The sequence below is a fragment of the Rathayibacter sp. AY1D2 genome, from assembly GCF_002932695.1.
GTDB lineage: Bacteria > Actinomycetota > Actinomycetes > Actinomycetales > Microbacteriaceae > Rathayibacter.
This window is the reverse complement of record NZ_PSVX01000053.1, coordinates 1-26,951: the sequence shown is the minus strand read 5'-3', so window position 1 is coordinate 26,951 and position 26,951 is coordinate 1. Positions and strand designations below refer to the sequence as shown.

Sequence of the window (26,951 nt, the reverse complement as noted above, 5' to 3'; positions counted from 1 at the left end):
GACCGCGACCACACCCGCCCCAACACCTTCGGGCCGGCGTCGCTCTTCGAGCTGGCGGACGTCCTCCTGGCGCAGAAGGAGCGCGCCTCGCGCGGCGAGATCCAGGCGGTCGGCATCACCGGCAAACCGTTCATCCTCGCCGCGGGAGCCGACCTCAGCAAGGTCGGGGCCATCCCGAGCCGTGAGCTCGGCCGCCAGCTGGCGCGCCTGGGCCACCGCACGCTGGGGATGCTGGCCGAGCTGGGCGTGCCGTCCTTCGCCTTCATCAACGGCCTCGCCCTGGGCGGCGGCACCGAGATCGGCCTGAATGCCGACTACCGCACGGTCGACTCCTCCATCCCCGCGCTCGGGCTCCCCGAGGTCTTCCTCGGCATCATCCCCGGCTGGGGCGGCGCGTGGCTCCTGCCGAACCTGATCGGCATCGAGAACGCCCTCAAGGTCGTGGTCGAGAACCCGCTCAAGAACAACCGCACGCTCAAGGGCCAGGAGGTGTTCGACCTCGGCATCGCCGACGCGATCTTCCCGCCCGCCGCCTTCCTCGAGAACTCGCTCCGCTGGGCCGACGGCGTGATCGGCGGCTCCGTGAAGGTGGAGCGGCCGAACGCACCCGGCAAGCTGGAGCGGCTGGTCAAGTGGGACGTCGCGATCTCGATCGCTCGCAAGCAGCTGGAGTCGCGGATCGGCACGGTCGCAGCGTCTCCGTACCGCGCGCTGGAGCTGCTCAAGGCCGCGAAGAACACCACCCGCGAGGAGGGCTTCGCCGCCGAGGACGAGGCGCTGGCCGACCTGATCTCGGGCGACCAGTTCCGCGCGAGCATCTACGCGTTCGATCTGGTGCAGAAGCGCGCCAAGCGTCCTGCGGGAGCGCCCGACAGGGCGCTGGCCAAGCCCGTCACCAAGGTCGGGGTCGTCGGCGCGGGCCTCATGGCCTCGCAGTTCGCGCTGCTCTTCCTCCGCCGCCTCCAGGTGCCGGTGGTCATCACCGACCTCGACCAGGAGCGGGTCGACAAGGGCGTCGCGGGCATCCGCGCCGAGATCGATGCGCTGCTGGCGAAGGGGCGCGTCTCCCCCGACGACGCGAACCGCCTCCGGGCGCTGATCACCGGCACGACCGACCGCTCCGACTTCGCCGACGCCGACTGGGTGATCGAGGCGGTCTTCGAGGAGCTGTCGGTGAAGCAGGACGTGTTCGCCGACATCGAGCGCTACGTCTCGCCCACGGCGGTGCTCGCGACCAACACCTCGTCCCTCTCCGTCGAGCGCATCGGCGAGCGGCTGGAGCACCCGGAGCGCCTCGTCGGCTTCCACTTCTTCAACCCGGTCGCGGTCATGCCGCTGATCGAGGTGGTCCGGACACCGCACACCGACGACGAGACCCTCTCGACGGCGATGGTCACGGCCGCGAAGCTCAAGAAGAACGCCGTCATCACGCGCGACACCCCGGGCTTCGTGGTGAACCGCGTGCTGGCGAAGGTCCTGGGCGAGGCGATGCACGCGGTCGACACGGGCACTCCCTTCGAGGTCGTCGAGCAGTCGCTGGCTCCGTTCGGCCTGCCGATGACCCCGTTCGAGCTGCTCGAGCTGGTGGGCCTCAAGGTCGGCGCGCACGTGCTCGACACCCATCACGCCGCGTTCCCCGACCGCTTCTTCGACAGCCCCAACCTGCACCGCCTCGCCGAGCTCGGCCACGTCTTCGAGCGCGACGCGAAGGGGCGTGTGAAGGGCGTCGACAAGCGCGCTGTCGCGATCGTCGCCGGCGGCACGGAGCCGATGACGGCCGAGCAGCTGCGGCTGCGCGTCGAGACGGGTCTCGCGGACGAGGTCAAGCGGATGCTGGACGACGACGTCGTGCACGCCGCCGAGGACATCGACCTCTGCCTGATCCTCGGCGCGGGCTACCCGTTCCAGATGGGCGGGCTCACGCCCTACCTCGACCGGGTCGGCGCGAGCGAGCGGGCGTTCGGGGACACGTTCCACCACCCCGCGATCCGCGGCGTCGACTGACGCGGAGTGCAGTGACGCGGAAGGGGCGCCGGATCGGATCCGGCGCCCCTTCCGCGCGTCGCCTGCGGGACGGGTCCCGACGGACGATCAGTCGCTGCGGGCGTCGTCCCGGGCCTCGACCTCGTCCGGGAGCGGACGGGCGACCGGGATCTTGCTGCCCAGCACCTGCGCGACGACGTCGCGGGCGATGTGCTGGGGAGTGAGCCCGACGTCCTCGAGGATCTCCTCGCGCTTCGCGTGGTCGAGGAACTGGTCGGGCAGCCCGAGCTCTGTCACCGCGGTGTCCACGCCGGCCTCGCGCAGGTCCTGGCGGATGCGCGTGCCGATCCCGCCGACGCGCACCCCGTCCTCGATCGAGACGACGATGCGGTGCTCGCGGGCGAGCTCGATGATGCTGGTGGGAACGGGCACGACCCAGCGGGGGTCGACGACGGTGGCTCCGATGCCCTGGGCCGCGAGCCGCTGGGCGACCTCGAGACCCATCGCGGCCATCGGCCCGACCGTGACCAGCAGCACGTCCTTGCGCTCGGCGCGGGCGAGCACGTCGACCCCGTCGCCGAGACGCTCGACGGCGTCGATCTCGTCACCGACGCTCCCCTTCGAGAAGCGCACCACGGTCGGCGCGTCGGTGACGCCGACGGCCTCGCGCAGCTCCTCGCGCAGGCGCACGGAGTCGCGCGGAGCGGCGAGGCGGATGTTCGGGACGACCTGCAGGATCGCCAGATCCCACATGCCGTGGTGGCTCGGACCGTCGGGTCCGGTGACTCCGGCGCGGTCCAGCACGAAGGTGACGCCCGCTCGGTGCAGTGCGACGTCCATCAGCACCTGGTCGAAGGCGCGGTTCACGAAGGTGGCGTACAGCGCGACGACCGGATGCAGCCCGCCGAAGGCGAGACCGGCGGCCGAGGTCACGGCGTGCTGCTCCGCGATGCCGACGTCGAAGACGCGCTCCGGGTACTTCTCCGCGAGGCGGTCGAGACCGACGGGCCGGAGCATGGCGGCCGTGATGCCGACGATCGTCGGGTCCTCGTCGGCCAGGGTGACGATCTCCTCGGCGAACACCGAGGTCCACGAGCGGGCGCCGGCCGCGCTCAGCGGCTCGCCTGTCTCGGGGTCGATCTGCCCGACGGCGTGGAACTGGTCGGCGAGGTCGTGCACGGCCGGACCGAAGCCCTTGCCCTTCTGGGTGATCGCGTGGACGATGACCGGCTGGCCGTAGTCCTTCGCCTGCTGGAGGGCCTCCTCCATCGCCGTCAGGTCGTGTCCGTCGATCGGCCCCAGGTACTTGATGTCGAGGTTGGAGTAGAGCGCCTCGTTGTTGATGAAGCGGCTGAGGAAGCCGTGGAGCCCGCCGCGCATGCCGCGGTAGACGGCGGCGGCGGGGCCGCCCAGCCGCTCTGAGACGGCCCGGGAGCCGCGGTGCATCGTGCGGTAGGTCGGCCGCGTGCGGACGCCGTTGAGGAAGCGGGCCATGCCGCCGATGGTCGGGGCGTAGGAGCGCCCGTTGTCGTTGACCACGATGACGAGCCCGCGGGAGTTGTCGTCGCTGATGTTGTTCAGCGCCTCCCAGGTCATGCCGCCGGTGAGGGCGCCGTCGCCCACGACCGCGACGACGTGGCGGTCGGTCTGACCGGTCATCGTGAAGGCGCGGGAGATGCCGTCCGCCCAGGACAGCGAGCTGGAGGCGTGCGAGCTCTCGACGATGTCGTGCGGCGACTCCCTCCGCTGCGGGTAGCCGGCGAGGCCGCCGCGCTGCCGGAGCTTCGAGAAGTCCTGGCGACCGGTGAGCAGCTTGTGGACGTAGGACTGGTGTCCGGTGTCGAACACGATCGCGTCGTGCGGCGAGTCGAAGACCCGGTGGATCGCGATGGTCGTCTCGACGACGCCGAGGTTCGGGCCCAGGTGGCCGCCGGTCTTCGAGACCTCGCGCACGAGGAAGTCGCGGATCTCCTGCGCCAGCGTCTCGAGCTCGGCCGCGGTCAGGCGATCGAGATCGCGAGGACCGCCGATGGTCTCGAGAACAGCCATGCGCGCCGCCTTCCGGGGTCGTGAGCGAGGTGGGGACGTCTCCCGAGTCTACGCACGGGGCCCCCGGGAACGCGTGTGCGCCTCCCCCGCAGGGAAGGCGCACACGCTCTGCGGCTGATCTAGACGAGCGAGCGCAGCACGTACTGCAGGATGCCGCCGTTGCGGTAGTAGTCCGCCTCACCGGGGGTGTCGATGCGGACGACCGCGTCGAACTCGACGGTCCGCTTGCCCTCGGCCGAGTGCTCGGTCGGCTCGGCGACGACGTGGACCGTCTTGGGGGTGACGCCCTCGTTCAGCTCCTCGATGCCCGAGATGCTGATCGACTCGGTGCCGTCCAGGCCCAGCGACTCCCAGCTCTCGCCCGCGGGGAACTGCAGCGGGACGACGCCCATGCCGATGAGGTTCGAGCGGTGGATCCGCTCGAAGCTCTCGACGATGACCGCCTTGACGCCCAGCAGGCTCGTGCCCTTGGCCGCCCAGTCGCGCGACGAGCCGGAGCCGTACTCCTTGCCGCCCAGGATGACGAGCGGGGTTCCCTCGGCCTGGTAGTTCTGCGACGCGTCGTAGATGAACGACTGCGGGGCGTCCGGCTGAGTGAAGTCGCGGGTGTAGCCGCCCTCCACGCCGTCGAGCAGCTGGTTGCGCAGGCGGATGTTCGCGAACGTGCCGCGGATCATCACCTCGTGGTTGCCGCGGCGCGAGCCGTAGGAGTTGTAGTCCTTGCGGTCGATGCCGTGCTCGTCGAGGTAGCGGCCGGCGGGGCTGTCGGCCTTGATCGAGCCGGCGGGGCTGATGTGGTCGGTCGTGACGGAGTCGCCGAGCTTGGCGAGCACGCGGGCACCGGCGATGTCGGTGACCGGGGTCGTCTCCATCGTCATGCCGTCGAAGTACGGGGGCTTCCGCACGTAGGTCGACGACTCGTCCCACTCGAAGATCGAGCCCTCGGGGGTCTGCAGTGCGCGCCAGCGCTCGTCACCGTCGAACACGCCCGCGTACTGCGTGTCGAACATCGACTTGTCGATCGACGAGTCGATCGTCGCCTGCACCTCGGCCGCGTCGGGCCAGATGTCCTTGAGGAACACGTCGTTGCCGTCGGAGTCGGTGCCGAGCGCGTCGACCTCGAAGTCGAAGTTCATCGAGCCGGCGAGCGCGTAGGCGATGACGAGCGGGGGGCTCGCCAGGTAGTTCATCTTCACGTCCGGGTTGATGCGGCCCTCGAAGTTGCGGTTGCCCGAGAGCACGGCGGTCACGGCGAGGTCGTTGTCCTGCACCGCGGCCGAGATCTCCTCGAGCAGCGGGCCGGAGTTGCCGATGCAGGTCGTGCAGCCGTAGCCGACCGTGTAGAAGCCGAGCGCTTCGAGCGACTCGGTCAGGCCGGCCTTCTCGTAGTAGTCGGTGACGACCTTCGATCCGGGCGCCAGCGTGGTCTTGACCCACGGCTTGGCCTTCAGGCCCTTCTGCGCCGCGTTGCGGGCCAGCAGGCCGGCCGCGAGCATGACGGACGGGTTCGACGTGTTGGTGCACGAGGTGATCGCCGCGATCGCGACGGCGCCGTGATCGATCGTGAAGGTCCCGCCCTCACCGAGCTCGACCGTGGTCGGCTTGGAGGCGGTCGCCGGCGCGTGCGAGCGGTGGGTGTGCTCGTGGCTGCTGTGCTCGTCCTGCGGCTGCAGCTCTCCGGGGTCGGAGGCGGGGAACGACTCCGCGATGGTCAGGTCGACGATGTCGTGCGAGACGTCCGCGTAGTTGGTGAGATCCGACTCGAACTGCGTCTTGGCGGACGAGAGCTCGATCCGGTCCTGCGGGCGCTTCGGGCCGGCGATCGAGGGGACGACGGTGCCGAGGTCGAGCTCGAGGTACTCGCTGAAGACCGGCTCGACCGCGGGGTCGTGCCAGAGCTTCTGCAGCTTGGAGTACTGCTCGACGAGGGCGATCTGCTCGTCGCTGCGGCCGGTGAGGCGCAGGTAGTCGAGGGTCACGTCATCGATGGGGAACATCGCTGCGGTGGAGCCGAACTCGGGGCTCATGTTGCCGATGGTGGCGCGGTTCGCGAGCGGCACCGCGGCGACGCCGGCCCCGTAGAACTCGACGAACTTGCCGACCACGCCGTGCTTGCGCAGCATCTGCGTGATGGTGAGCACGACGTCCGTCGCGGTCACGCCGGTCGGGATCGAGCCGGTGAGCTTGAAGCCGACGACCTTCGGGATGAGCATCGAGACGGGCTGGCCGAGCATCGCGGCCTCGGCCTCGATGCCGCCGACGCCCCAGCCGAGCACGCCGAGGCCGTTGACCATCGTCGTGTGCGAGTCGGTGCCGACGCAGGTGTCGGGGTAGGCGCGCAGCGCACCGCCCACCTCGCGGGTCATGGTGACGCGGGCCAGGTACTCGATGTTGACCTGATGCACGATGCCGGTTCCGGGCGGTACGACCTTGAAGTCGTCGAAGGCGGTCTGGCCCCAGCGGAGGAACTGGTACCGCTCGCCGTTGCGCTCGTACTCGAGCTCGACGTTGCGCTCGAGCGCGTCCTCGGTGCCGAAGAGGTCGGCGATGACGGAGTGGTCGATCACCATCTCGGCGGGCGCGAGCGGGTTGATCCGGTTCGCGTCGCCGCCCAGGGCAGCGACGGCCTCGCGCATCGTGGCGAGGTCGACGATGCAGGGCACGCCGGTGAAGTCCTGCATGACCACGCGGGCCGGCGTGAACTGGATCTCGGTGTCGGGCTCCGACTCCGGGACCCACTCGCCGAGGGCGCGGATGTGGTCGGCGGTGATGTTCGCGCCGTCCTCCGTGCGGAGGAGGTTCTCGAGCAGCACCTTGAGGCTGAACGGGAGCTTCTCGTGACCGGGGACCCGGTCGATGCGGAACACCTCGTAGTCGGTCGAGCCGACCTTCAGGGTGTCTTTCGATCCAAAGCTGTCTACCGCGGACACGTCGCCCTCTCCTTCGCTGACTGCAGCGTCCGCCGACGGGCGGAGCCGCTCTCCGTCCTCATCTTGACGACCGCGCACAGCGGCCTGCCACCAAGGAGGACCTAACTCCTCGACGCCGAGGCGCCCGGTCGACCTCGCCGCGACGGTGCGGGGAGGCGAGCGCTATTTATCTCGACGTCGAGACAATTCTATGCACGATCCGGAGCATCGCCCGCATCGGCGCGCTCGTCGGCTCCGCGGTACTCGGCCCGGACGGCGAGCACGGTGAGCACCAGCAGCGGCGCGTACAGGGGCAGGCCCAGCGCCAGCTTCCAGATGCCCAGCGCCGTGGTGTCCTCGGCGAGGAACAGCGGGTACTGCACGGCCAGGCGCAGGAGGAAGAGCCCCGCCCACGCGAGGGTCAGGGCGCCGAAGAGGCGGCGCTTGCGCCGATCGGACCGCCAGGAGGTGCCGTCCCCCATCAGGAAGCCGGCGGCGACGCCGATCAGGGGCCAGCGCACGAGGACGGAGAGGAGGAAGACGAGCCCGTAGACGAGGTTGGTGAGCAGCCCCAGGGCGAAGTTGTCGACGCCCCGCCCGGTGAACAGCGCCAGTGCGGCCGAGACCACCACGGCGAGCAGCCCGCCGACGGCCTGGATCACCGGCGTCCGGCCGAGCACCCGCGCCACCGTGAACGCCACGGCGAGCCCGACGGATGCGACCAGCGAGAGCACCAGCTCCGAGGTGACCGTGTAGAGCAGGACGAAGGCGATGCCGGGCACGACGGCCTCGAGGATCCCCCGGACGCCGCCCATGGTGCGCAGCAGCGCCTTCCCGTCGAACGGCTCGCCGTCGGCGACCGCGCCGAGTCCCGAGCGGCGGGCGGCCTGCGCGATCGCGTCGCCCACCTCGGGCCGGACCGGCTCCTCCGATCGGGCCGGGTCCTCGGGCCGCACCGGCTCCATGCCGGTCAGCTCGCGCTCTGCTGGGTCTGGCTGCCGGTCGGCACCTTCAGCGGGATCAGGTCGCGCGGAGGCATCGGGCCGCTGCCGCGGACCACGACGATGCTGCGGAAGAGCTCCTCGACTGAGGCGGCCGCCTGCTCGTCGACGGCTCCGGCTCCGGCGATCACGCCGCGGAGGAACCAGCGCGGACCGTCGACGCCGACGAACCGGGCGACGCGGGTCTGGCCGCCGGCGATCGGGAGCTCGGCGACGAGCTCCGGACCGAAGACGCCGTCGCGCTCCGTCGTCGATCCGCCCTGACGGCCGATCTGCTCGGCGATCTGGCCGCGGATCTCGTGCCAGAGGCCCGAGGAGCGCGGCGCGGAGAAGGGCTGCACCTGCAGCGTCGACCCTGCGTAGTCGAGGCCGACGGCGATGACGCGCTTGGTCCCCTCCTCGACCTCGAGGCGGATGTGCATGCCCTCGCGGGGAAGCACCTTCACCCCGCCGAGGTCGATGTAGGGGCGGACCGGGTTGGCCTCGCGCTCGTCCAGGGGCCCGGCCTCCGCGCGGTCCTCCGGCGCCGACTTCTCGAAGTCCTGCTGGACGGGCTCGGCGGCCTCGCCGGCCGTGGGCTGGATGTCGCTCATGCGCTCTCCTCGTGGATTCTGGTCTCCTGGGCGCCGGCGGCGTACCCGGTGGATCCGAAGCCGCCCGTGCCGCGGACCGACTCGGGAAGCTCGTCGACGGTCGTGAACCTCGCCTGGACGACGGGGACGATCACGAGCTGCGCGATCCGGTCCCCCGCCGAGACGCGGTACGTCTCGCGGCTGTCGGTGTTCAGCAGCGCCACCCGGATCTCGCCGCGGTAGCCCGCGTCGATCGTTCCGGGGGCGTTGACGACGGTGATGCCGTGCCTGAAGGCCAGCCCGCTGCGGGGGACGACGAAGCCGGCGTGGCCCTCCGGGAGGGCGACGGCCACCCCGGTGCCGACGGAGGCGCGCTCACCGGGGGCGAGCACCATGTCCTCCGTCGAGTGGAGATCGGCTCCCGCGTCGCCCGGACGGGCGTAGGAGGGGAGCCGGTCCGCGGTGATCGGGACGTCGACGGTTGCAGGCACGTGACGAGGGTAGACCAAACGTCTGATCCAATAGGGTCATGCCGTCCTACCGAGAGAGGCTGTGGCCCGCGCCCTGGCTCTTCGTCGCCACCGCCCTCGTGATCCCCGCCAGCATCCTGGTGTTCGCGCCCATCGACCTCGCGGTGGGGGTGATCGTCGCGGTCGTGCTGTACGCGGGCTGCGTGCTGTCGCTGCTGGCGCTCTCCCCCGTGATCGAGGTGGCGGAGGGGGAGCTGCGCGCCGGCCGCGCACATATCCCGCTGGACCTCGTGGGCGAGCCGTCCTCCTACTCGGGGGACCAGGCGTTCGCCGAGCGCGGGACGCGCCTGGACGCGCGGGCGTACCTGGTCATCCGCGGCTGGGTGAAGGAGGTGGTGCGGGTCCCGATCGAGGATCCGGCCGACCCGACGCCGTACTGGCTGGTCTCCACCCGCCGCCCGGACGACATCGTCGCCGCGATCCGGGGATCACGGCGACGGAGCGGTCGTCCTTCGGAGCCGGGAGGCGCTTAAGCAGCGCACTCCAGGCAGATCGGTCCGAGCTTCTCCTCGTGGTCGATCTGCGAGCGGTGCTTCACGAGGAAGCAGCTCACGCACGTGAACTCGTCCGCCTGGGGCGGAAGGACCACGACGTCCAGATCGAGGTCGGACAGATCGGCACCGGGCAGTTCGAATCCGCCCGGGTTGTCGGCGTCATCGACGTCGACGACTCCGGACATCTTGTCGGGGACTCGCTCCTTCAGGGCCTCGATCGACTCGGAGTCGTCATCGGTCTTGCGGGGGGCGTCGTAGTCCGTAGCCATTCCCATCCACTTCTTATTTCTGCTGTTCAACAAATCGGCGGGGTCAGTGTGCATCACGACGCATCGATTCGCAAACCACCTCGAACGGCTCTTGACACCCGCTCGCCCCGCCTCCTTCCGCACCAACTTTCGACCCGCCCGGGGTATTCCCGGCCGATCGCCCGGGCGCGTGGCATCCTTGCCCGGTCCGCGTCCAGAAGGAGGGTCCCCACGATGATGGAACTGAAGGTGATCGGCGTCGAGGGCGGATCGCTCGTCCTCGTGTCCGAGGGCGGCGAGCGCTTCTCGGTCCGCATCGACGAGACGCTGCAGAGCCAGCTGCGGCCGCGGGTCCACACCCTTCCGCCGCGCGAGAAGCGCGTCTCCCCCCGCGAGATCCAGGCCCACATCCGCTCCGGGCTCTCCGCCGAGGAGGTCGCCGAGCTCACGGGCGCCGACCTGGGCTACGTCCAGCGCTTCGAGGGACCCGTCACGGCCGAGCGCGAGCACATCGTCGCGTCCGCTCTCGCCGTGCGCGTCTACACGACCACCGACCCCGATCCCCTCGAGGAGGGCACGCCCTTCGGCGATGTCATCCGCGACCGCCTCGCGTCGCTCGGCGCCGAGGGCGAGCAGTGGTCGAGCTGGAAGGAGGAGGAGGGCTGGGTCGTCAAGCTCCTCTTCCGCTCGGACGAGATCGACCACGACGCCCGCTGGCGCTTCGACCCGCGGAAGGCGCTGCTGTCGCCGCTGACCTCCGAGGCGATCACGCTCTCGCAGCAGGGCGAGATCCGGCCGACCCTCATCCCGCGCCTGCGCGCCGTCATCCCCGCCGCCGTCGACGAGCTCGCCACGCGCTTCGACACGGAGTCCGCGGAGGCGCCGAGCCGCTCCGCCCGGGCCGACCACCCCACCGCCGGCCGCCCCGCCGCGATGCCGCACGCCCGGCCGGCCGCCGTCCGCCCCTCCGACACGGAGCCGCAGCCGGCCCTCTCCGAGACCCCGCGCCCGATCTCGACGCTCCCCCGCCCCGTCACCAGCACGACGGAGCAGCGCGAGCGCAACCTCAACGACACCGCCGACCTGCTCGACGCCCTGCGGCGCCGCCGGGGCGAGCGCGATCACGCCTCGAGCCTCCGCGTCCGCGAGGAGCCGGAGCCCGAGGCCGAGGCCGCTCCTCCCGTCGAGAAGGCACCGGAGCCGCCGCGCACCGCTCCCCCGGTCCCCGAGCAGCCGTCGGGCGTGCGCGGGAGCCTCCGCAGGGGACGGGCGTCCATGCCGAGCTGGGACGAGATCGTCTTCGGAGCGCGCAGCGACGACTGACCCTCCGCCGGCGCGGCTCCGCCGGGGTGGACGGTGCCCCCGTCCCCTCGGCCCGGCTCAGGCCAGCGCGCCGAAGCGGAGGAGCGGCACCTGCGTCTCCTCCGGCGTGAGCGACCCGTGCTGCCCGATCATGGAGCGGCCGGAGGAGTAGTCCGCCGCGTAGTAGGCGATGGTCCTCCGCGCCGCGACGAACACGTCGCCCATCCGCTCGGCCGCCGCCGGAGAGACCTCGCCGAACCAGCCGCTCACGGCGACCTCGTCGCGCGTCGCGATCCAGGCGCGTGCGCCCTCCGCCTCGATCCAGCGCCGCGCCACCTCGTCGGGGTCCACACCCGGCTCGAGGTGCAGCTGCAGGCAGCGGGGCTCTCCTCCGAGGTGCCGGACGCCATCGAGCAGCGGTCCCCGCTCGACGAGCACGTGCGAGGACGCCGGAACGTCCACGATGCCGTGGTCGGCGGTGACCAGCACGCTCTCCCGGGCGGAGAGCCCGCGGATCGCTCCGCCGACCTCCCCGTCCAGGAGCTCGAGCGCTGCCGTCCACTCCGGCGACTCCCAGCCGCGCGCATGCGCCGCCTGGTCGAGCTCGGGGACGTAGAGGTACACGAGCTGCCGGCCGCCCTCGTCGAGCAGGGCGCGCGCCGCCGTGAAGCGCTCGGCGACGCCGCCGGCGGAGTGGTACTCGGCGCCGCGCAGGATCGCCCGCGTGAGACCGGAGCGGGCGTACCGCGCGGGGCCGATCACTCCGGCCCGGACACCGGCGGCCGAGGCCTGCTCGAAGACCGTGGGGTGGGGCTGCCACGTCTCGGGCACCATGCCCTCGTCCCAGCCGGAGAGCTGGTTGACCAGGCGGTCGGAGGCGCGGTCGAGCACGCGGTAGCCGACCATCCCGTGCCCGCCCGGGCGCAGGCCCGTCGTCAGGCTCGCCAGGGCCGCCGCGGTGGTCGTCGGGAAGCCCGAGACGAGCGTGGTGCCGCGGTTGAGGGCCGGAGCGAGCGTGCGCGAGTGGCCCCCGCGCTGGCGGAGGTTCGCGGCACCCAGGCCGTCGACGAGGACGACCACGATCCGCTCGACGCGGGGCGAGCCGAAGAGGCCGGGGCGGCCCAGGAGCGCGTCGAGGGCGCCCGGCAGGACGTCGGCGAGGCTCCGCCGCCCGTCGGGGGCTGGCGGTAGCATGTGGGTCATCGCGCCCAGTTTCGCACAGCGCCGCCGTCCCCGCCGGGCCGGTGCGGCGGAGCGTCCGCGTGAACGGGAGGGCCGGTCCCGTCCGCGAGGCGCCGTCTCCGCTCCGCCCGTCCCGTCGAGCGCCGCAGGGCGGTGCAGTCCCCCGCCGCCGCCCCGCGCCCGCCATCGAATCGAGTCATGAACGCTGCAGCCCCCTCCTCCGGATCCTCGCTCACCGAGCGCATCGAGGACGTCGATGTCTCGGCCGAGATGGAGGGGTCCTTCCTCGAGTACGCGTACTCGGTCATCTACTCGCGGGCCCTGCCCGACGCCCGCGACGGCCTCAAGCCGGTGCAGCGCCGGATCCTCTACATGATGAGCGAGATGGGGCTGCGGCCCGATCACGGCCACGTGAAGTCGGCCCGCGTGGTCGGCGAGGTGATGGGCAAGCTGCACCCGCACGGCGACGCCTCGATCTACGACTCCCTCGTCCGCCTCGCCCAGCCGTTCACGATGAGGGTCGCCCTCGTCGACGGGCACGGCAACTTCGGCTCCCTCGACGACGGCCCGGCCGCGGCCCGCTACACCGAGGCCCGCCTCGCCCCGGCCGCCACGGCCATGACCGAGCACCTCGGCGAGGACGTCGTCGACTTCGTCCCGAACTACGACAACTCGCACGACCAGCCCGAGGTCCTCCCCTCCGCGTTCCCGAACCTGCTGGTCAACGGGGCCAGCGGCATCGCCGTCGGCATGGCGACGAACATGGCGCCCCACAACCTCGTGGAGGTGATCGGGGCGGCCCGGCACCTGATCGCCCATCCCGACGCGTCCCTGGACGACCTGATGTCGTTCGTCCCGGGACCGGACTTCCCGAGCGGTGGCACGATCGTCGGCCTCGCCGGCGTGCGCGACGCCTACGCGACCGGCCGGGGCGGCTTCAAGACCCGCGCGCGCGTCTCGGTCGAGAGCATCACCGCGCGCAAGTCCGGCCTGGTCGTCACCGAGCTGCCCTACCTCGTCGGCGCCGAGAAGGTCATCGACAAGATCAAGGACGGCGTCCAGAACAAGAAGCTCAGCGGCATCTCGGACGTCACCGACCTGACGGACCGGGACAACGGCCTCCGGCTCGTCATCGGAATCAAGACCGGCTTCAGCCCGGAGGCCGTCCTCGAGCAGCTCTACCGCTACACGCCCCTCGAGGACGCGTTCTCGATCAACAACGTCGCGCTGGTCGACGGCGGCCCGCGCACCCTCGGCCTGAAGGAGCTGCTGCAGGTCTACATCGGCCACCGGGTGCAGGTCGTCACCCGGCGGACCCGCTACCGACTGCGCAAGCGCCAGGAGCGGCTGCACCTGGTCGAGGGCCTGCTCATCGCGATCCTCGACATCGACGAGGTCATCCAGCTGATCCGCGGGAGCGACGACACCGCGGCGGCGCGGGCCCGGCTGATCGAGGTCTTCGACCTCAGCACCCTGCAGGCCGACTACATCCTCGAGCTCCAGCTCCGCCGCCTCACGAAGTTCTCGCGCATCGAGCTCGAGACCGAGCGCGACACCCTCCTCGCCGAGATCGCCGAGCTCGAGGCCCTCCTCGCCAGCCGATCACGGATCGACGAGCTGGTCTCGGACGAGCTCGACGAGGTCGCCCAGCGCCTCGGGACCCCGCGGCGCACCCTGCTCACCGAGGCGCGTCCCTCCGTCGCCACCACCGGGCGGAAGGCCGCCGCGGTGCTCGAGATCGCGGACGTGCCCTGCCGGGTGCTGCTGAGCACCACCGGCCGCATGGTGCGGGTCGACCGCGACCCCGAGGCCGCTCCCCACCCCGAGCGCGCCACGCGCCGCTCGAAGCACGACGCCGTCCTCAGCGTGCTCGACACGACCAGTCGGACGGAGATCGGCGCGGTCACCAGCGCCGGTCGGCTCCTCCGCTTCTCGCCGGTCGACGTGCCCGCCGTCCCCTCCTCCTCGGTGCAGCTGGGCGCGGGCGTGCGCATGAGCGACTACCTCCCGCACCTGGCGAAGGACGAGCGGGTGCTCGCGCTCGTCGCCCTCGACGACGAGCGGCCGATCGCGCTCGGCACCCAGCAGGGCGTCGTCAAGCGCGTCGCGCCGGGCGAGCTGCCCAACCGCCCGGACATCGAGCTCATCGCCCTGAAGCCGAAGGACGCCGTCGTGGGCGCGGCTCCGTCTGCGGAGGAGGACGAGCTGGTCTTCGTCACCGGCGAGGCCCAGCTGCTGCGCTTCTCCGCGTCCGCCGTCCGCCCTCAGGGCAGGACGGCCGCGGGGATGGCCGGGGTCAAGCTGGCCGAGACCGACGACGTCGTGCACTTCGCCGTCGTCGCCGCCGAGGACCGGGACGAGGCCGTCGTCGCGACGGTCGCCGTCGACAGCTGGGCCCTCTCGGGGACCGATACCGGCAGTGCGAAGGTCTCGCCGTTCTCGGAGTTCCCCGCCAAGGGCAGGGCCACCGGCGGAGTCCGCGCGCAGCGCTTCCTCAAGGGAGAGACCGCCCTCGGGGTGGCGTGGGTCGGCCCCGGTCCCGCGCACGCCCTCGAGGCCGACGGCTCGGTGGCCGCGCTGCCCGACTCCGGGATGAAGCGCGACGGCTCCGGCGTGGCCCTCGCGGCGCCGATCGCGACGATCGGAGCGGCGCCCGAGGTGTTCTGAGCCCCGCGGCTCAGACGTCGATGCGGTCCCGCGACAGCGACTCGGACCCGCGGACGATGAACTCCTTGCGGGGCGCCACGTCGTTGCCCATCAGCAGCTCGAACACCCGGCCGGCGTTCTCGGCGTCGGCGACCCGCACCCGGCGGAGGGTGCGGCGGGAGCGGTCCATGGTCGTCGTGGCCAGCTGGTCCGCGTCCATCTCGCCGAGCCCCTTGTAGCGCTGGATCGGGTCCTGGTAGCGGCGGCCCGCCTTGCCGAGGGCCGCGAGGACGCTCTGCAGCTCCTTCTCGGAGTAGGTGTAGATCGTCTCGTTCGGCTTCTTCCCCGCGTTCATCACCACGAGCCGGTGCAGCGGAGGCACGGCGGCGAAGACGCGCCCCGCCTCGACAAGCGGCCGCATGTAGCGGAAGAAGAGCGTGAGCAGCAGGGTGCGGATGTGGGCGCCGTCGACGTCGGCGTCGCTCATCAGGATGATCTTCCCGTAGCGGGCGGCCGAGAGGTCGAAGGAGCGGCCGGAGCCGGCTCCGATCACCTGGATCATCGAGGCGCACTCGGCGTTCGAGAGCATGTCGGCGATGCTCGCCTTCTGCGTGTTGAGGATCTTCCCCCGGATCGGCAGCAGGGCCTGGTACTCGCTGTTGCGGGCGAGCTTGGCGGTACCGAGGGCGGAGTCGCCCTCGACGATGAAGAGCTCGCTGTTCTCGACGTCGCTGCTGCGGCAGTCGACCAGCTTCGCCGGAAGGGAGGAGGACTCCAGCGCGTTCTTGCGGCGCTGCGTCTCCTTGTGCGCGCGGGCCGAGATCCGCGACTTCATCTCGGCGACGACCTTCTCGAGGAGCTGGGAGGTCTGCGCCTTGTCCTCGCGGCGCGTCGAGGAGAACACCGCGCCCAGCGTCGAGGCGATGGTGGAGGCGACGATCGCGCGGACGGCGGGCGTGCCCAGCACCTCCTTCGTCTGGCCTTCGAACTGCGGCTCCGGGAGCCGCACGGTCAGCACGGCGCTGAGCCCGGCGAGGACGTCGTCCTTCTCGAGCTTGTCCGAGCCGACCTTGAGGCGGCGGGCGTTCGCCTCCACCTGGGAGCGGAGCAGCTTCAGCAGGCCCTGCTCGAAGCCGGTCTGGTGCGTCCCGCCCTTGGGCGTCGAGATGATGTTCACGAAGCTGCGCATCACCGTCTCGTAGCCGGTGCCCCAGCGCAGGGCGATGTCGACCTCGCAGGTGCGCTCCACCTCGGTGGGCACCATGGCGCCGCCGGGGGTCAGCACCGGCACGGTCTCGGTGAAGGTGCCGGAGCCGGTGAGGCGCAGCACCTCGGTCACGGGGGCGTCGGGGGCGAGGAACTCGACGAACTCCGAGATGCCGCCGTCGTAGCGGAACATCTCGGCGCGGCGCTCGTCCGCCCGGTCGTCGACGATGTCGATCGTCAGGCCGGGGACGAGGAACGCGGTCTGCCGGGCCCGCGTCACCAGGTCGTCCGTCTGGAACGAGGCGCCCTTCGTGAAGATCTGTCGGTCGGCCCAGTACCGCACGCGCGTTCCGGTGACGCCCTTGGCGACCTTCCCGACGACCGTCAGCTCCGACCCGTTCTCGAACGGCGTGAACGGAGCGTCGGGGGTGGGCTCGCCCGCGTCGGCGAAGCGCCCGGGCTCCCCCCGGTGGAACGACATCCGGTAGGTGCGGCCGTTGCGGTCGACCTCGACGTCCAGGCGCTCCGAGAGCGCGTTGACCACGGAGGCGCCGACGCCGTGCAGACCGCCGGACGCCGCGTAGGACCCCGAGCCGAACTTGCCGCCCGCGTGCAGCTTCGTGAACACGACCTCGACTCCGGAGAGCCCCGTCTTCGGCTCGATGTCGACCGGGATCCCGCGCGCGCGGTCGCGCACCTCGACGCTGCCGTCGGCGTGCAGGAGCACGCTGATCTCGGTCCCGTGCCCGGCCAGCGCCTCGTCGACGGAGTTGTCGATGACCTCCCAGAGGCAGTGCATGAGGCCGCGCGAGTCGGTCGATCCGATGTACATGCCGGGCCGCTTCCGGACCGCCTCGAGACCCTCGAGGACGGAGAGGTGGCGGGCGTTGTAGTCGGTGGAGGCCATCCGCCCAGTCTACTTTCGGGAACCGCTCCGGCCGCGGTGGCGCGGCACCCGGCGACAGCACGATGGCCGCTCGGCGCAGGGCCCCTACGCGCAGAGCGAAATGCCGACCGATCGACTCCGTGCGGAAAGAATCGCGTGCTTGGATGGGTTCCACTAAGCAGAGATCGAAGAACGAGTGCAGGAGGCCAAGTCATGTCGACCACAGCAACCCAGAACGGCGTGGACGAGCTCGCCGGTGCCCACCAGCTCTCCGCCGCCGACCGCTGCGACAGCTGCGGTGCGCAGGCGTACATCCGAGTGGTCGTGAACAACGGAGAACTGCTGTTCTGCGCGCACCACGGGAAGAAGTACCAGGAGAAGCTCTCCAGCATCGCCCAGAGCTGGCACGACGAGTCCGCCCGACTCTTCGAGGAGCAGCGCCCCTAGCGCGTCCCCGATCAGCCCGGACGGCGCGTCAGCGCCCTACCGACCGACACCGAGCCGCTTCGCGATCACATCGCGAGCGGCTCGTGCCGTTTCATCGACCAGGCGGAGACGCTCGTCCGACGGGGAGTAGGCGTCGCCGAGGGCGCGCCGCAGGATCGCGTCCGCGAGCGAGGGGTTCTTCGCGAGGACGGGGCCGTGCAGGTGCGTGCCCAGAAGGCCTCCCTCCGCGTAGCCCTCGTGGCCGGCGCCGTCGCCGGTGCCGTGCAGCACTCGGCCGAGCGCGTCCTCGGGTGCGATCCCGGTCATCCGGCGCTCGTGGTTCTCGAATCCGACGAGGACGCCGCCCGGCGTCTCGACGAGGAGGTCGTCGGTCGCCCGCTCGCCCGTGACCGAGTCTCCGGGGAACAGCCCGATCCCCCGGGCGCCGCCCGCGGCCGTGCTGATCGAACCGGCCAGCATCTCCCAGCCGGCTCCGACCGCGACCACCTGGGTGCCCTGGTCGACCCAGGCCCGCAGCGTCGGCGCGATCTCGTGGAGGAGTGCCAGGACGCCCGGGAGGTCCTCGTCCGCTCCCGTCCCGGCGACCAGGACGTCCGGACGGACCTCGGCGTCGGAGGCGGTCACCAGCGGCACCACCTCCGCCTCGACGCCCGACCAGCGCGCCCGAGCCGCGAGGACCCGGGCGTTCGCCGCGTCGCCGTTGCTGTCCAGGACGTCGGGAGCGAGCACGGCGATGCGGAGGGTGGTCACGCGGTCTCCTCGCGGTTGGTGACGAGCTGCAGGTGCGCACGGGTGCGGCGCATCGAATCCGCCGAGAAGACGATGGTCTTCCGGCCGGAGGCGGGGGTCGGCAGAGCGAGGAACGCGTCGAGCGCGCGACCCAGGTCCTCGTCGACGGAGTCGACGCGCACGCCGTCGTAGCGCAGGTGCAGCGCCGCCTCGTGCGCCTTCGACCCCGAGACGACCCGGACGTGCCCGAGCACGGAGGTGTCCACGGGCCAGAAGTAGGAGGGGTCTCGGACGTCGGAGCCGATCGCGAGCATGATCTGCTCGGTCCCCCCGGGGATCTCCGCGATGTTCAGGCGGTAGCTCGCCGGGTTCTGGACCAGGACGAACTCGACCTCGTGGCCGCGCACGGTGACGATCTCGCCCCGCCCGAAGACGGGGTCGATGCTCGAGAGCGCGGAGGCGGCGAGGGCCGGGTCGAAGCGCTCGGCGAGCACGGCGCGGGCCGTGGAGACGGCCGCCGCGGCGTCGACCGCGTAGTGGACGCCCCGTGCGGGGAGCCGGACCTCGAGCGGGTCGCCGTCGCTGACGATGCGCGCGGCCGCTCCCGTCGTGCTCTCGACGACGGTGGTGGCACGGTCGGTCCCGGCCTCCGCCTCCGCGGCGTAGCCGAGACCGCCGGACGCGGAGTCGCGGACGGAGGAGGAGACGCCGTACCAGCGGATCCGCTCGTCGGGGAGGGAGGTCGCGACATCGGCGACGTGGCGATCGTCGGCGTTCAGCACGACGGGACCGGTCGCGCGGGAGGCGATGGTGCCGAGCATCCGGGCGACCATGGCCGGATCGAAGAAGCGGTCGATCTGGTCGACCACCACGTTCGTCAGCAGGACGACGCGGGGGCGCATCCGGGGCGCGAGGCGCGCGCCGTGACCCTCGTCCATCTCGAGGACGGCGATGTCCGCGTCGATCCGCCCGCGGAGGTCCGCCCTCTCCAGGAGCGCGGAGGTCAGCCCCTGGGCGATGTTGGCCGTCGAGGGGTTGGTGAAGACCCGGAGCCCGTGCGCGCGGAGCACCGCGACCAGCATCTTGGTCGTGGTCGACTTGCCCGCCGATCCCGTGACGACCACGAGGCCGTCCCGGAAGCCGTCGAGCATCGCGGGCAGGAATCCGGGCGCGACGCGGTTCACCACGAGTCCGGGCACGGCGGATCCCCCGCCGGGCTTCCGGACCCGCGCGGCGAACCGGGCGGCCCTCCCGAGGAGGACCGCCGGCGCGTAGCGGATCACCGGCCTACTCGAGGTAGTCGCGGAGCGACTGCGAGCGGGACGGGTGGCGGAGCTTGGCCATCGTCTTGGACTCGATCTGGCGGATGCGCTCGCGCGTCACGCCGAAGGTGTCGCCGATCTGGTCGAGCGTCTTCGGCATGCCGTCGCCGAGGCCGAAGCGCATGCGGATCACGCCGGCCTCGCGCTCCGAGAGCGAGTCGAGCAGCGACTCCAGCTGCTTCTGCAGCATGGTGAAGCCCACGGCGTCGGCCGGGACGACCGCCTCGGTGTCCTCGATGAGGTCGCCGAACTCGCTGTCGCCGTCCTCGCCCAGGGGCGTGTGCAGCGAGATCGGCTCGCGCCCGTACTTCTGCACCTCGATGACCTTCTCGGGGGTCATGTCGAGCTCGCGCGAGAGCTCCTCGGGCGTGGGCTCGCGGCCCAGGTCCTGGAGCATCTGGCGCTGCACGCGGGCCAGCTTGTTGATGACCTCGACCATGTGCACCGGGATGCGGATGGTGCGGGCCTGGTCGGCCATCGCGCGGGTGATCGCCTGGCGGATCCACCACGTGGCGTAGGTCGAGAACTTGAAGCCCTTGGTGTAGTCGAACTTCTCGACCGCACGGATGAGGCCCAGGTTGCCCTCCTGGATGAGGTCGAGGAACTGCATCCCGCGACCGGTGTAGCGCTTCGCGAGGCTGACGACGAGCCGGAGGTTCGCTCCGAGCAGGTGGCTCTTCGCGCGCTGGCCGTCCTTCGCGACCCAGCGCAACTCGCGGACGAGCTCCGGGCTGAGGTCGGTCGAGTTGGCGAGCTTGTCCTCGGCGAACAGGCCGGCCTCGATGCGCATCGCGAGTTCGACCTCCTCGGCCGCGTTCAGTAGCGCGACCTTGCCGATCTGCTTCAGGTAGTCCTTGACCGGGTCGGCGGTGGCACCGGTGATCGCGGTCGAGTAGACCGGGACCTCGTCGTCCTCTCCGCCGAACGACAGGACTAGCGCACCGCTCGGGAGCGGCTCGGCCGGAGCGGCGACGGCGGCGGCGGCCGGGGCCTCCGGCGTCTCCGCGTCGTCCTTCGTGTCGGTCTCGGTGTCCTCGGCGACGACCTCGGTCTCCTCCTCCTCCGCTCCCTCGTCGGGCTCGACGGCGTCGGTCGACTCCTCCTCGGTGTCGGCGGGAGCGGCGGCCTTGGTCGTGGCGCGCGAGCGGGTCGTCTTGGCCGCGGTGGTCTTGGCCGCCGTGGTCTTCGCCGCGGGCTTGCGCGTCGCGGGCTTCTTGGTGGTCGTCGTCACGTCGTCGTCGACGGCGTCGAGCGTTGCGGTCTTGGTAGCTCTGGTGGCCATGGCGGCACCTCTCCATCCGTTGCGTCCCGGGGGCGGGCGGCGCGGGAGGGCGTCGTCCGTCGGTGGGCATTACGAGGACCCATGTCAAGTCGAGGACGTCGCACGCCCGACGTGGGCCTGGTGCTCCTCGACCCGAACGGGTCCTATTGACAATTATTGCACGTCTGAGTAGTGCAGCCGTGCGGTGCGGTGCGAGTGGGGCTCGATCCGGCGGGATCCAGGCCGTTCCGCTGGGACATCGCGTCTGCAGAAGGGCGGATCGACGGGGACGACCGTCAGCGCCCCGCGCGGCCGCGGCGCATCCGGTCACTCAGTGCAACCCAGAGAGGGGCCACGGTTATTCCCTCGTCCTCGGCCAGGCGGCGGCGGGTCCGGCGGCGCGCGACGACGAGTCCGACGACTCCGGCGCCGACCACCACGTACTGCACGCACCACGCAAGGCGGAAGTGCTCGAGCGAGTAGGTCTGCTCCGAGGAGGCGCCGGGACCGGCCAGTGCGTCGAGGATCAGGCCGATCGCGAACATCATCGTGAAGCTGGCCAGGAACCCGCCCACGTTGACGACTCCGTTCGCCGCGCCGAGGCTCCGCGAGGGGTTGAACGTGCGGGCGAAGTCGAACCCGATCATGGAGCCGGGGCCGCCCGCTCCGACGACGATCAGGAGCAGCACCACGAGCCAGTACGGCGGGACGCCGGGCCAGAGCAGCACGACGGTCCAGGCGACCGCCATCGCCGAGACGATCCCGAGCACGAGGTTGCTGCGGCGCATGGGGTGGCGGGCGGTCAGGACGCCGAGCACCGGCCCGACGACGATCCCCGCGATCACGACGATCGTGAGGGTCGGCGCGGCGACGGTCGGCGGCAGGCCGATCGCGTAGACGAGGAAGGGGTAGCCCCAGAGCAGCGTGAACACCGTGCCGGAGGACTGCGTGACGAAGTGCGACCAGAAGCCGAGCTGCGTCCCCGGCCGGCGCAGGCTCACTCCGAGCTGCGCGATCGTCGCCCGGAGCGTCGGAGGCACCACCGTGATCGGCTCGGTGCGCGGCGGGACGTCGGCGACCAGGAGGAGCACGCCGAGGAAGGACACGGCCCCGAGGCCGGCGGCACTGAGGAACGCGGGCTCCCAGCCGAACGTGTGGAGGACCGCCGCGAACGGGAGTGCGGAGAGGATCTGGCCCACCTGGCCGATGTTGCCGATCCACTGCGAGAGCTGCGGCACGATCGGTCCGCTGAACCAGGTCACCGTGAGGCGGATCACGGAGGTGAAGATCGCGGCGTCCCCGGCTCCTAGCAGGATCCGCCCGACGATCGCGACGCCGATGCCCGGCGCGATCGCGACCACGACCTGGCCCGCCATCATCAGGGCCGTGCCCCAGAGGATCAGGGTCCGCGGGCCGAACCGGTCGATGAGGATCCCGACCGGGATCTGCATCCCGGCGTAGACGATCAGCTGGACGACGGCGAGCGACGAGAGGACGGCGGCGGCCACCCCGAACCGCTCCGCGGCGTCCACTCCTGCGACGCCCAGCGTCGTGCGGTCCAGGACCGCGACGAGGTAGGCGAACGCTCCGGCACCGAAGACGAACCAGGCTCGACGATCACGCACTCGTCCGATCCTACGGCCGCTCAGGAGGCGGTGGGCTCCTCGCCCGGGCGGCGGATCGCGAGGAACTTCTCGAGCTCGGCGGCGATCGCGTCGGCGCTGGGCACGAAGCCGTCCTCGTCGGTGAGCGGCGAGCGGAGGCTCGTCCCCTCCATGTAGGTGTCGTGCCGCGCCTCGAGGGCCGAGACCAGCTTCTGCAGCTCGTCGTTGCCGCCGACCTGCTCGTCGACCTTGCCGAGGAACTCCCGCCCGCTCTCGCGCAGGCGGTCCGTCGGGAAGATGAGGCCGGTCGACGCCGAGATGCTCTCGAGCGCCGCGACCGCCGCCTGCGGGTACTCGGTGTCCGACAGGTAGTGGGGGATGAGCAGCGCGAAGCCGACCACGGTCAGACCGCGCTCGTATAGGCGCAGCTCGAGCAGGTGGAGGACGTTCGAGGGCACCTGCGTGTGCGGCTTCCAGACCGACATCGCCTCGATCAGGTCCTCGCGGTTGCCGCTCACGGTGACGCCGACGGGCCGGGTGTGCGGCACGGGCATCGGGATCGCCTGGACCCACGTGGTCGAGGCGACGTCGAGCCGCTCGAGGAGGGAGACCACCGCGCGGGTGAACCGCTCCCACTGGAAGTCGGGCTCGAAGCCGGTGAGCAGGAGGAACGGCTGGTGCAGCTCGTCGTGCGCGAGCGAGAGCCGGAGCATCGCAGGACGGTAGTCCGTCAGGTGGTCCTGGTCGAACGTGATGATGGGGCGGCGGGCCCGGTAGTCGAGCAGCTGATCCTGGTCGAAGACCGCGACCCCGCGGTGCTCGAGGGTCTCGAAGAGGTACTCCCCCAGCTGCCCCACCGCTCCCCCGGCGTCGGCCGAGCCGGTCAGGCCCGCGACGAGGTGCAGCCCGCGCGGGATCTCGGAGAGGTCGCCCTCGATCTCGAACAGGTCTTCCGGATCCAGCATGCGTCCAGTCTAAACGGGGGTCCCGGCGCCCCGTCCGGGTCCGCTGAGCCCTCAGCGAACAGCGCCTAGCATTGCCGCCATGCCCCTCTCCTCTCTCGAGTACTCGACCGTTCCCGCCTCCGACATCGACACCGACGCCCTCGTCCTCGGCGTCGCCCCGGGACCCGACGGTCCCCGGCTCGTCGGCGCGGAGGGCTTCGAGGAGCTGGCCCCCGCGCTGAGCGCGCTCGGCGCGACCGGCGCCGCCGAGACGCTCGTGCGCGTGCCGTCCTCGGTCCGTGCCGGAGTGATCGTCCTCGTCGGCCTCGGCTCGGCGGAGCCCGACGACACCGCGCTGCGGAACGCCGCGGGCGCCGCCGTCCGCCTGCTCGCGGGGTCCGCCTCCGTGGCCCTCTCCCTCCCCGCCGGCTCCGACGGCACGCTCGCCGCGGTCGCCGAGGGCGCCGCGCTCGGCTCCTACTCCTTCACCGCCTTCCGCGGCAGCACCGCCGCCGCGGCGAAGGCGCCCGTCGAGCACGTCGTCCTGCTGGGCGCCGGCGAGTCGGCCGACCCCGCCGTCCTGGACCGGGCGCTCGTGCTCGGCCGCGCGGTCGGCACGGTGAAGGACCTCGTCAACACTCCCCCGTCGCACCTCTACCCGCAGACGCTGGCCGAGGCCGTGCAGACCGGCGCAGAGGGACTGCCCCTCGAGGTCACCGTCTGGGACGAGGAGGCCCTCGCGGAGGAGGGGTTCGGCGGCATCCTCGGAGTCGGCAGCGGCTCCTCCCGCCCGCCCCGCCTCGTGAAGGTCGCCTACGCGCCCGAGGGCGCGAGCACCCACCTCGCCCTGGTCGGCAAGGGCATCACCTTCGACAGCGGCGGACTCTCGCTCAAGCCGCCGGCCTCGATGATCGGGATGAAGACCGACATGGCGGGCGCGGCGACCGTGTACGCCGTCGTGCGCGCCATCGCGGAGCTCGGCCTCCCGCTCCGCGCGACCGCCTGGCTCTGCATCGCCGAGAACCTCCCCTCCGGGACCGCGATCCGCCCGGACGACGTGCTGACCGTGCGCGGCGGGACCACGGTGGAGGTGCTGAACACCGACGCCGAGGGCCGACTGGTGCTCGCCGACGGCCTCGTCGCCGCCAGCGAGGAGCAGCCCGATGCGATCATCGACGTCGCGACGCTGACCGGCGCCTCCGTGGTCGCCCTCGGCAACCGGACCGTCGGCGCTCTGGGCGACGACGAGCTGGTCTCCCGCGTCCTCGACGCCGCCCGCGCGGCGGGAGAGCCCTTCTGGCAGATGCCCCTCCCCGCGGAGCTGCGACCGCTGCTCAACTCGGACGTCGCCGACATCGCGAACGTCAAGCCGGGCAACACCGCCGGCGGCATGCTCCTCGCCGGCCACTTCCTCCGCGAGTTCGTCGGGAAGCGCGGCGAGGGCGAGGACGCGACCACGATCCCGTGGGCGCACCTCGACATCGCCGGCCCCTCGAGCAACGGAGGCGGCGGCTACGGCTTCACCGGAGCCGGCGCCACGGGGGTCTCGGTGCGCGCGCTGATCGCCCTGGCCGAGGGCTTCGCGAGCGCGTAGTAGGGTCGACGGGGCGGGAGATCCCGCCTCGTCCCCCCTCCCAATCCGCTCGGCGCTCAGCGCCGGAGCCGGTCGGCCGGGAAGCGGGACCGCACGTCGCGAGGGAGTCACTGGGTGTCGGAAGAGCGCTACGACCTGGTCGTGCTCGGAGGTGGCAGCGGCGGGTACGCGGCGGCCCTCCGGGCGACGCAGCTCGGGATGAGCGTCGCGCTCGTGGAGCGCGACAAGCTCGGCGGCACCTGCCTGCACCGCGGGTGCGTGCCCACCAAGGCCCTGCTACACGCCGCCGAGCTGGCGGACGGCGCCCGCGAGGGAGAGAAGTACGGCGTGCTCTCGAGCTTCACCGGGATCGACATGGCGGGCGTCACGCGCTACCGCGAGGGCGTCGTCGCCGGCAAGTACAAGGGGCTCCAGAGCCTCGTGTCCTCGCGCGGCATCACGGTCGTCACGGGCGAGGGCCGCCTCACCGCGCCGGGCACCGTGACGGTCGGTGAGCACGTGCTCCACGGCGCGTCGGTCGTCGTCGCCACCGGGTCCGCCTCCCGCACCCTCCCCGGGATCGAGATCGGCGGCCGCATCCTGACGAGCGACCAGGCTCTCGAGCTCGACCACGTGCCCGCGAGCGTCGTCGTCCTGGGCGGCGGAGTGATCGGCGTCGAGTTCGCGAGCGTCTGGCGCTCGTTCGGCGCCGAGGTCACGATCGTCGAGGCCCTCCCCCACCTCGTCCCCAACGAGGACGAGAGCGTCAGCAAGCAGCTGGAGCGCGCCTTCCGCAAGCGGGGCATCGCCTTCCAGCTGGGATCCCGCGTCGCGTCGGTCTCGCAGAGCGAGGGCGGCGTCTCCGTGTCGCTCGAGAGCGGCGCAACGGTGGAGGGCGAGATCCTGCTGGTCGCCGTCGGCCGCGGCCCGGTGACCGCGGGCATCGGCCTCGAGGAGGCCGGGGTCCGCCTCGACCGCGGCTACGTGCTGACCGACGAGCGCCTGCAGACCTCCGTCCCCGGCGTGTACGCCGTGGGCGACATCGTGCCGGGGCTCCAGCTCGCGCACCGGAGCTTCCAGCAGGGGATCTTCGTCGCAGAGGAGATCGCCGGTCTGGGGCCGCAGGTCGTCAGGGACGTCAACGTCCCGAAGGTGACCTACAGCGACCCCGAAGTGGCCTCCGTCGGCCTCGGCGAGGCCCGCGCGATCGCCGAGTACGGCGCCGAGCGCGTCGCCGTGTACGACTACGGCCTCGGCGGCAACGCCCGGAGCACGATCATCGGGACCACCGGCTCCGTGAAGGTCGTGCGCCTGGTCGACGGCCCCGTCGTCGGCGTGCACATGGTCGGAGCCCGCGTCGGCGAGCTGATCGGCGAGGCTCAGCTCATCGTGAACTGGGAGGCGCACCCCGAGGACGTCGCGCCCCTCGTGCACGCGCACCCCACTCAGAACGAGGCGCTCGGCGAGGCGCACCTCGCTCTGGCCGGGAAGCCGCTGCACGCCCTGTAGAACCACTGCGGTGCGGCGACCCGCCGCTTCCGCATCAGTAAGCTGGACATCGAAACACAAGCGTCTTAAGGAGACAGGCTCATGAGCGAATCCGTCAGCCTCCCGGCACTCGGAGAGAGTGTCACGGAAGGAACGGTCACCCGCTGGCTGAAGAACGTCGGGGACCGCGTCGAGGTGGACGAGCCCCTGCTCGAGGTCTCGACCGACAAGGTCGACACCGAGATCCCGTCGCCCGTCGCGGGAGTGATCGAGGAGATCCTCGTCCAGGAGGACGAGACCGTCGAGGTCGGCGCCGAGCTGGTGCGCATCGGAGACGGCTCCGGAGCCGCGTCGGCGTCCGAGCCCGAGGCTCCCGCCGAGGAGGCCCCCGAGGTCCAGGCCGCCGAGACCGAGGCCACTGACGAGGCGACCCCATCGGTGGACGCCGAGAGCGACGCCGAGGCTCCCGCCCCGGCCGAGCCCGAGCCCGCCCCGGCCGCCGAGAAGCCCGTCGCCGCTCCGGCCGAGCCGCTCCCGAGCGGTGCGCTAGTCCTGTCGTTCGGCGGAGAGGACGA

General features: G+C 71.7%; 21 protein-coding genes. 8 read left to right on the top strand and 13 right to left on the bottom strand.

Translation table 11 applies throughout. The annotated features are described in order from the left end of the window. Positions 1-2,004 (top strand): 3-hydroxyacyl-CoA dehydrogenase NAD-binding domain-containing protein (locus C5D04_RS13600; protein WP_104347854.1); only part of this gene is annotated, 2,004 nt, incomplete at its 5' end. Between the two features lie 87 nt (positions 2,005-2,091). Here the strand turns inward: C5D04_RS13600 and dxs are convergent. The 5 genes from dxs to dut form a co-directional block, all read right to left on the bottom strand. Next, a complete protein-coding gene (gene dxs / locus C5D04_RS13595) occupies positions 2,092-4,032 on the bottom strand; it encodes a 1-deoxy-D-xylulose-5-phosphate synthase (protein ID WP_104347853.1) in 1,941 nt (646 codons plus the stop codon). 119 nt (positions 4,033-4,151) lie between these two features. Further along, positions 4,152-6,962, bottom strand: a complete 2,811-nt coding sequence (gene acnA, locus C5D04_RS13590; RefSeq protein ID WP_104222099.1) for an aconitate hydratase AcnA — start codon at positions 6,960-6,962, stop codon at positions 4,152-4,154. 188 nt (positions 6,963-7,150) lie between these two features. Then, the gene (locus tag C5D04_RS13585) at positions 7,151-7,906 is read right to left on the bottom strand and encodes a DUF3159 domain-containing protein (RefSeq protein WP_104262906.1); all 756 of its coding nucleotides are present in this window, start codon (positions 7,904-7,906) and stop codon (positions 7,151-7,153) included. 5 nt (positions 7,907-7,911) lie between these two features. Continuing rightward, positions 7,912-8,535, bottom strand: coding sequence for a DUF3710 domain-containing protein (locus C5D04_RS13580; protein ID WP_104248032.1), 624 nt, complete (start codon positions 8,533-8,535; stop codon positions 7,912-7,914). After that, on the bottom strand, positions 8,532-9,005 hold the full coding sequence (gene dut, locus C5D04_RS13575) for a dUTP diphosphatase (protein ID WP_104347852.1): 474 nt from the start codon (positions 9,003-9,005) through the stop codon (positions 8,532-8,534). The genes C5D04_RS13580 and dut overlap by 4 nt, the downstream gene beginning before the upstream one ends. A 38-nt stretch (positions 9,006-9,043) precedes the next feature. Between dut and C5D04_RS13570 the strand changes: the two genes are divergently transcribed. Continuing rightward, complete coding sequence (locus tag C5D04_RS13570; RefSeq protein ID WP_104232568.1) at positions 9,044-9,517, top strand: DUF3093 domain-containing protein; 474 nt, start codon at positions 9,044-9,046, stop codon at positions 9,515-9,517. Here the strand turns inward: C5D04_RS13570 and C5D04_RS13565 are convergent. Continuing rightward, positions 9,514-9,807, bottom strand: a complete 294-nt coding sequence (locus C5D04_RS13565; RefSeq protein WP_055792269.1) for a DUF4193 domain-containing protein — start codon at positions 9,805-9,807, stop codon at positions 9,514-9,516. The genes C5D04_RS13570 and C5D04_RS13565 overlap by 4 nt on opposite strands. A gap of 213 nt (positions 9,808-10,020) precedes the next feature. On the opposite strand from C5D04_RS13565, the gene sepH reads away from it, so the two are divergent. Next, on the top strand, positions 10,021-11,109 hold the full coding sequence (gene sepH / locus C5D04_RS13560) for a septation protein SepH (protein WP_104232567.1): 1,089 nt from the start codon (positions 10,021-10,023) through the stop codon (positions 11,107-11,109). A 57-nt stretch (positions 11,110-11,166) separates the two neighbouring features. On the opposite strand, the gene C5D04_RS13555 is transcribed toward sepH, so the two are convergent. Then, on the bottom strand, positions 11,167-12,291 hold the full coding sequence (locus C5D04_RS13555) for an alkaline phosphatase family protein (RefSeq protein WP_258068918.1): 1,125 nt from the start codon (positions 12,289-12,291) through the stop codon (positions 11,167-11,169). Positions 12,292-12,468: 177 nt separating this feature from the next. Between C5D04_RS13555 and C5D04_RS13550 the strand changes: the two genes are divergently transcribed. After that, positions 12,469-14,937, top strand: coding sequence for a DNA topoisomerase (ATP-hydrolyzing) subunit A (locus C5D04_RS13550; protein WP_104347850.1), 2,469 nt, complete (start codon positions 12,469-12,471; stop codon positions 14,935-14,937). Positions 14,938-14,947: 10 nt separating this feature from the next. On the opposite strand, the gene C5D04_RS13545 is transcribed toward C5D04_RS13550, so the two are convergent. Then, entirely contained in the window at positions 14,948-17,029 is a 2,082-nt protein-coding gene (locus tag C5D04_RS13545; protein ID WP_104225230.1) for a type IIA DNA topoisomerase subunit B, read from the bottom strand. A gap of 192 nt (positions 17,030-17,221) precedes the next feature. Between C5D04_RS13545 and C5D04_RS13540 the strand changes: the two genes are divergently transcribed. Next, positions 17,222-17,455, top strand: a complete 234-nt coding sequence (locus C5D04_RS13540) for a hypothetical protein (RefSeq protein ID WP_068212876.1) — start codon at positions 17,222-17,224, stop codon at positions 17,453-17,455. Between the two features lie 36 nt (positions 17,456-17,491). On the opposite strand, the gene C5D04_RS13535 is transcribed toward C5D04_RS13540, so the two are convergent. The 5 genes from C5D04_RS13535 to C5D04_RS13515 all read right to left on the bottom strand — a co-directional run bounded on the left by C5D04_RS13535 (position 17,492) and on the right by C5D04_RS13515 (position 23,336). Beyond that, the gene (locus tag C5D04_RS13535) at positions 17,492-18,205 is read right to left on the bottom strand and encodes a type 1 glutamine amidotransferase (RefSeq protein WP_181137717.1); all 714 of its coding nucleotides are present in this window, start codon (positions 18,203-18,205) and stop codon (positions 17,492-17,494) included. Further along, positions 18,202-19,467 carry a Mur ligase family protein gene (locus C5D04_RS13530; RefSeq protein WP_104347848.1) on the bottom strand — a complete coding sequence of 422 codons (1,266 nt, stop codon included), beginning with the start codon at positions 19,465-19,467 and terminating at the stop codon, positions 18,202-18,204. The genes C5D04_RS13535 and C5D04_RS13530 overlap by 4 nt, the downstream gene beginning before the upstream one ends. A gap of 4 nt (positions 19,468-19,471) precedes the next feature. Further along, the gene (locus tag C5D04_RS13525; RefSeq protein ID WP_104347847.1) at positions 19,472-20,788 is read right to left on the bottom strand and encodes an RNA polymerase sigma factor; all 1,317 of its coding nucleotides are present in this window, start codon (positions 20,786-20,788) and stop codon (positions 19,472-19,474) included. Positions 20,789-21,063: 275 nt separating this feature from the next. Next, entirely contained in the window at positions 21,064-22,392 is a 1,329-nt protein-coding gene (locus C5D04_RS13520) for a nitrate/nitrite transporter (RefSeq protein ID WP_104347846.1), read from the bottom strand. A 20-nt stretch (positions 22,393-22,412) separates the two neighbouring features. Continuing rightward, on the bottom strand, positions 22,413-23,336 hold the full coding sequence (locus C5D04_RS13515) for a proteasome assembly chaperone family protein (RefSeq protein WP_104225227.1): 924 nt from the start codon (positions 23,334-23,336) through the stop codon (positions 22,413-22,415). Between the two features lie 79 nt (positions 23,337-23,415). Here C5D04_RS13515 and C5D04_RS13510 point away from each other — a divergent pair, with 79 nt between their 5' ends. The 3 genes from C5D04_RS13510 to C5D04_RS13500 form a co-directional block, all read left to right on the top strand. After that, positions 23,416-24,909, top strand: coding sequence for a leucyl aminopeptidase (locus C5D04_RS13510; RefSeq protein ID WP_104347845.1), 1,494 nt, complete (start codon positions 23,416-23,418; stop codon positions 24,907-24,909). Positions 24,910-25,023: 114 nt separating this feature from the next. Beyond that, entirely contained in the window at positions 25,024-26,397 is a 1,374-nt protein-coding gene (gene lpdA, locus C5D04_RS13505; protein ID WP_104345201.1) for a dihydrolipoyl dehydrogenase, read from the top strand. Between the two features lie 81 nt (positions 26,398-26,478). Beyond that, positions 26,479-26,951 (top strand): biotin/lipoyl-containing protein (locus C5D04_RS13500; protein ID WP_308471770.1); only part of this gene is annotated, 473 nt, incomplete at its 3' end.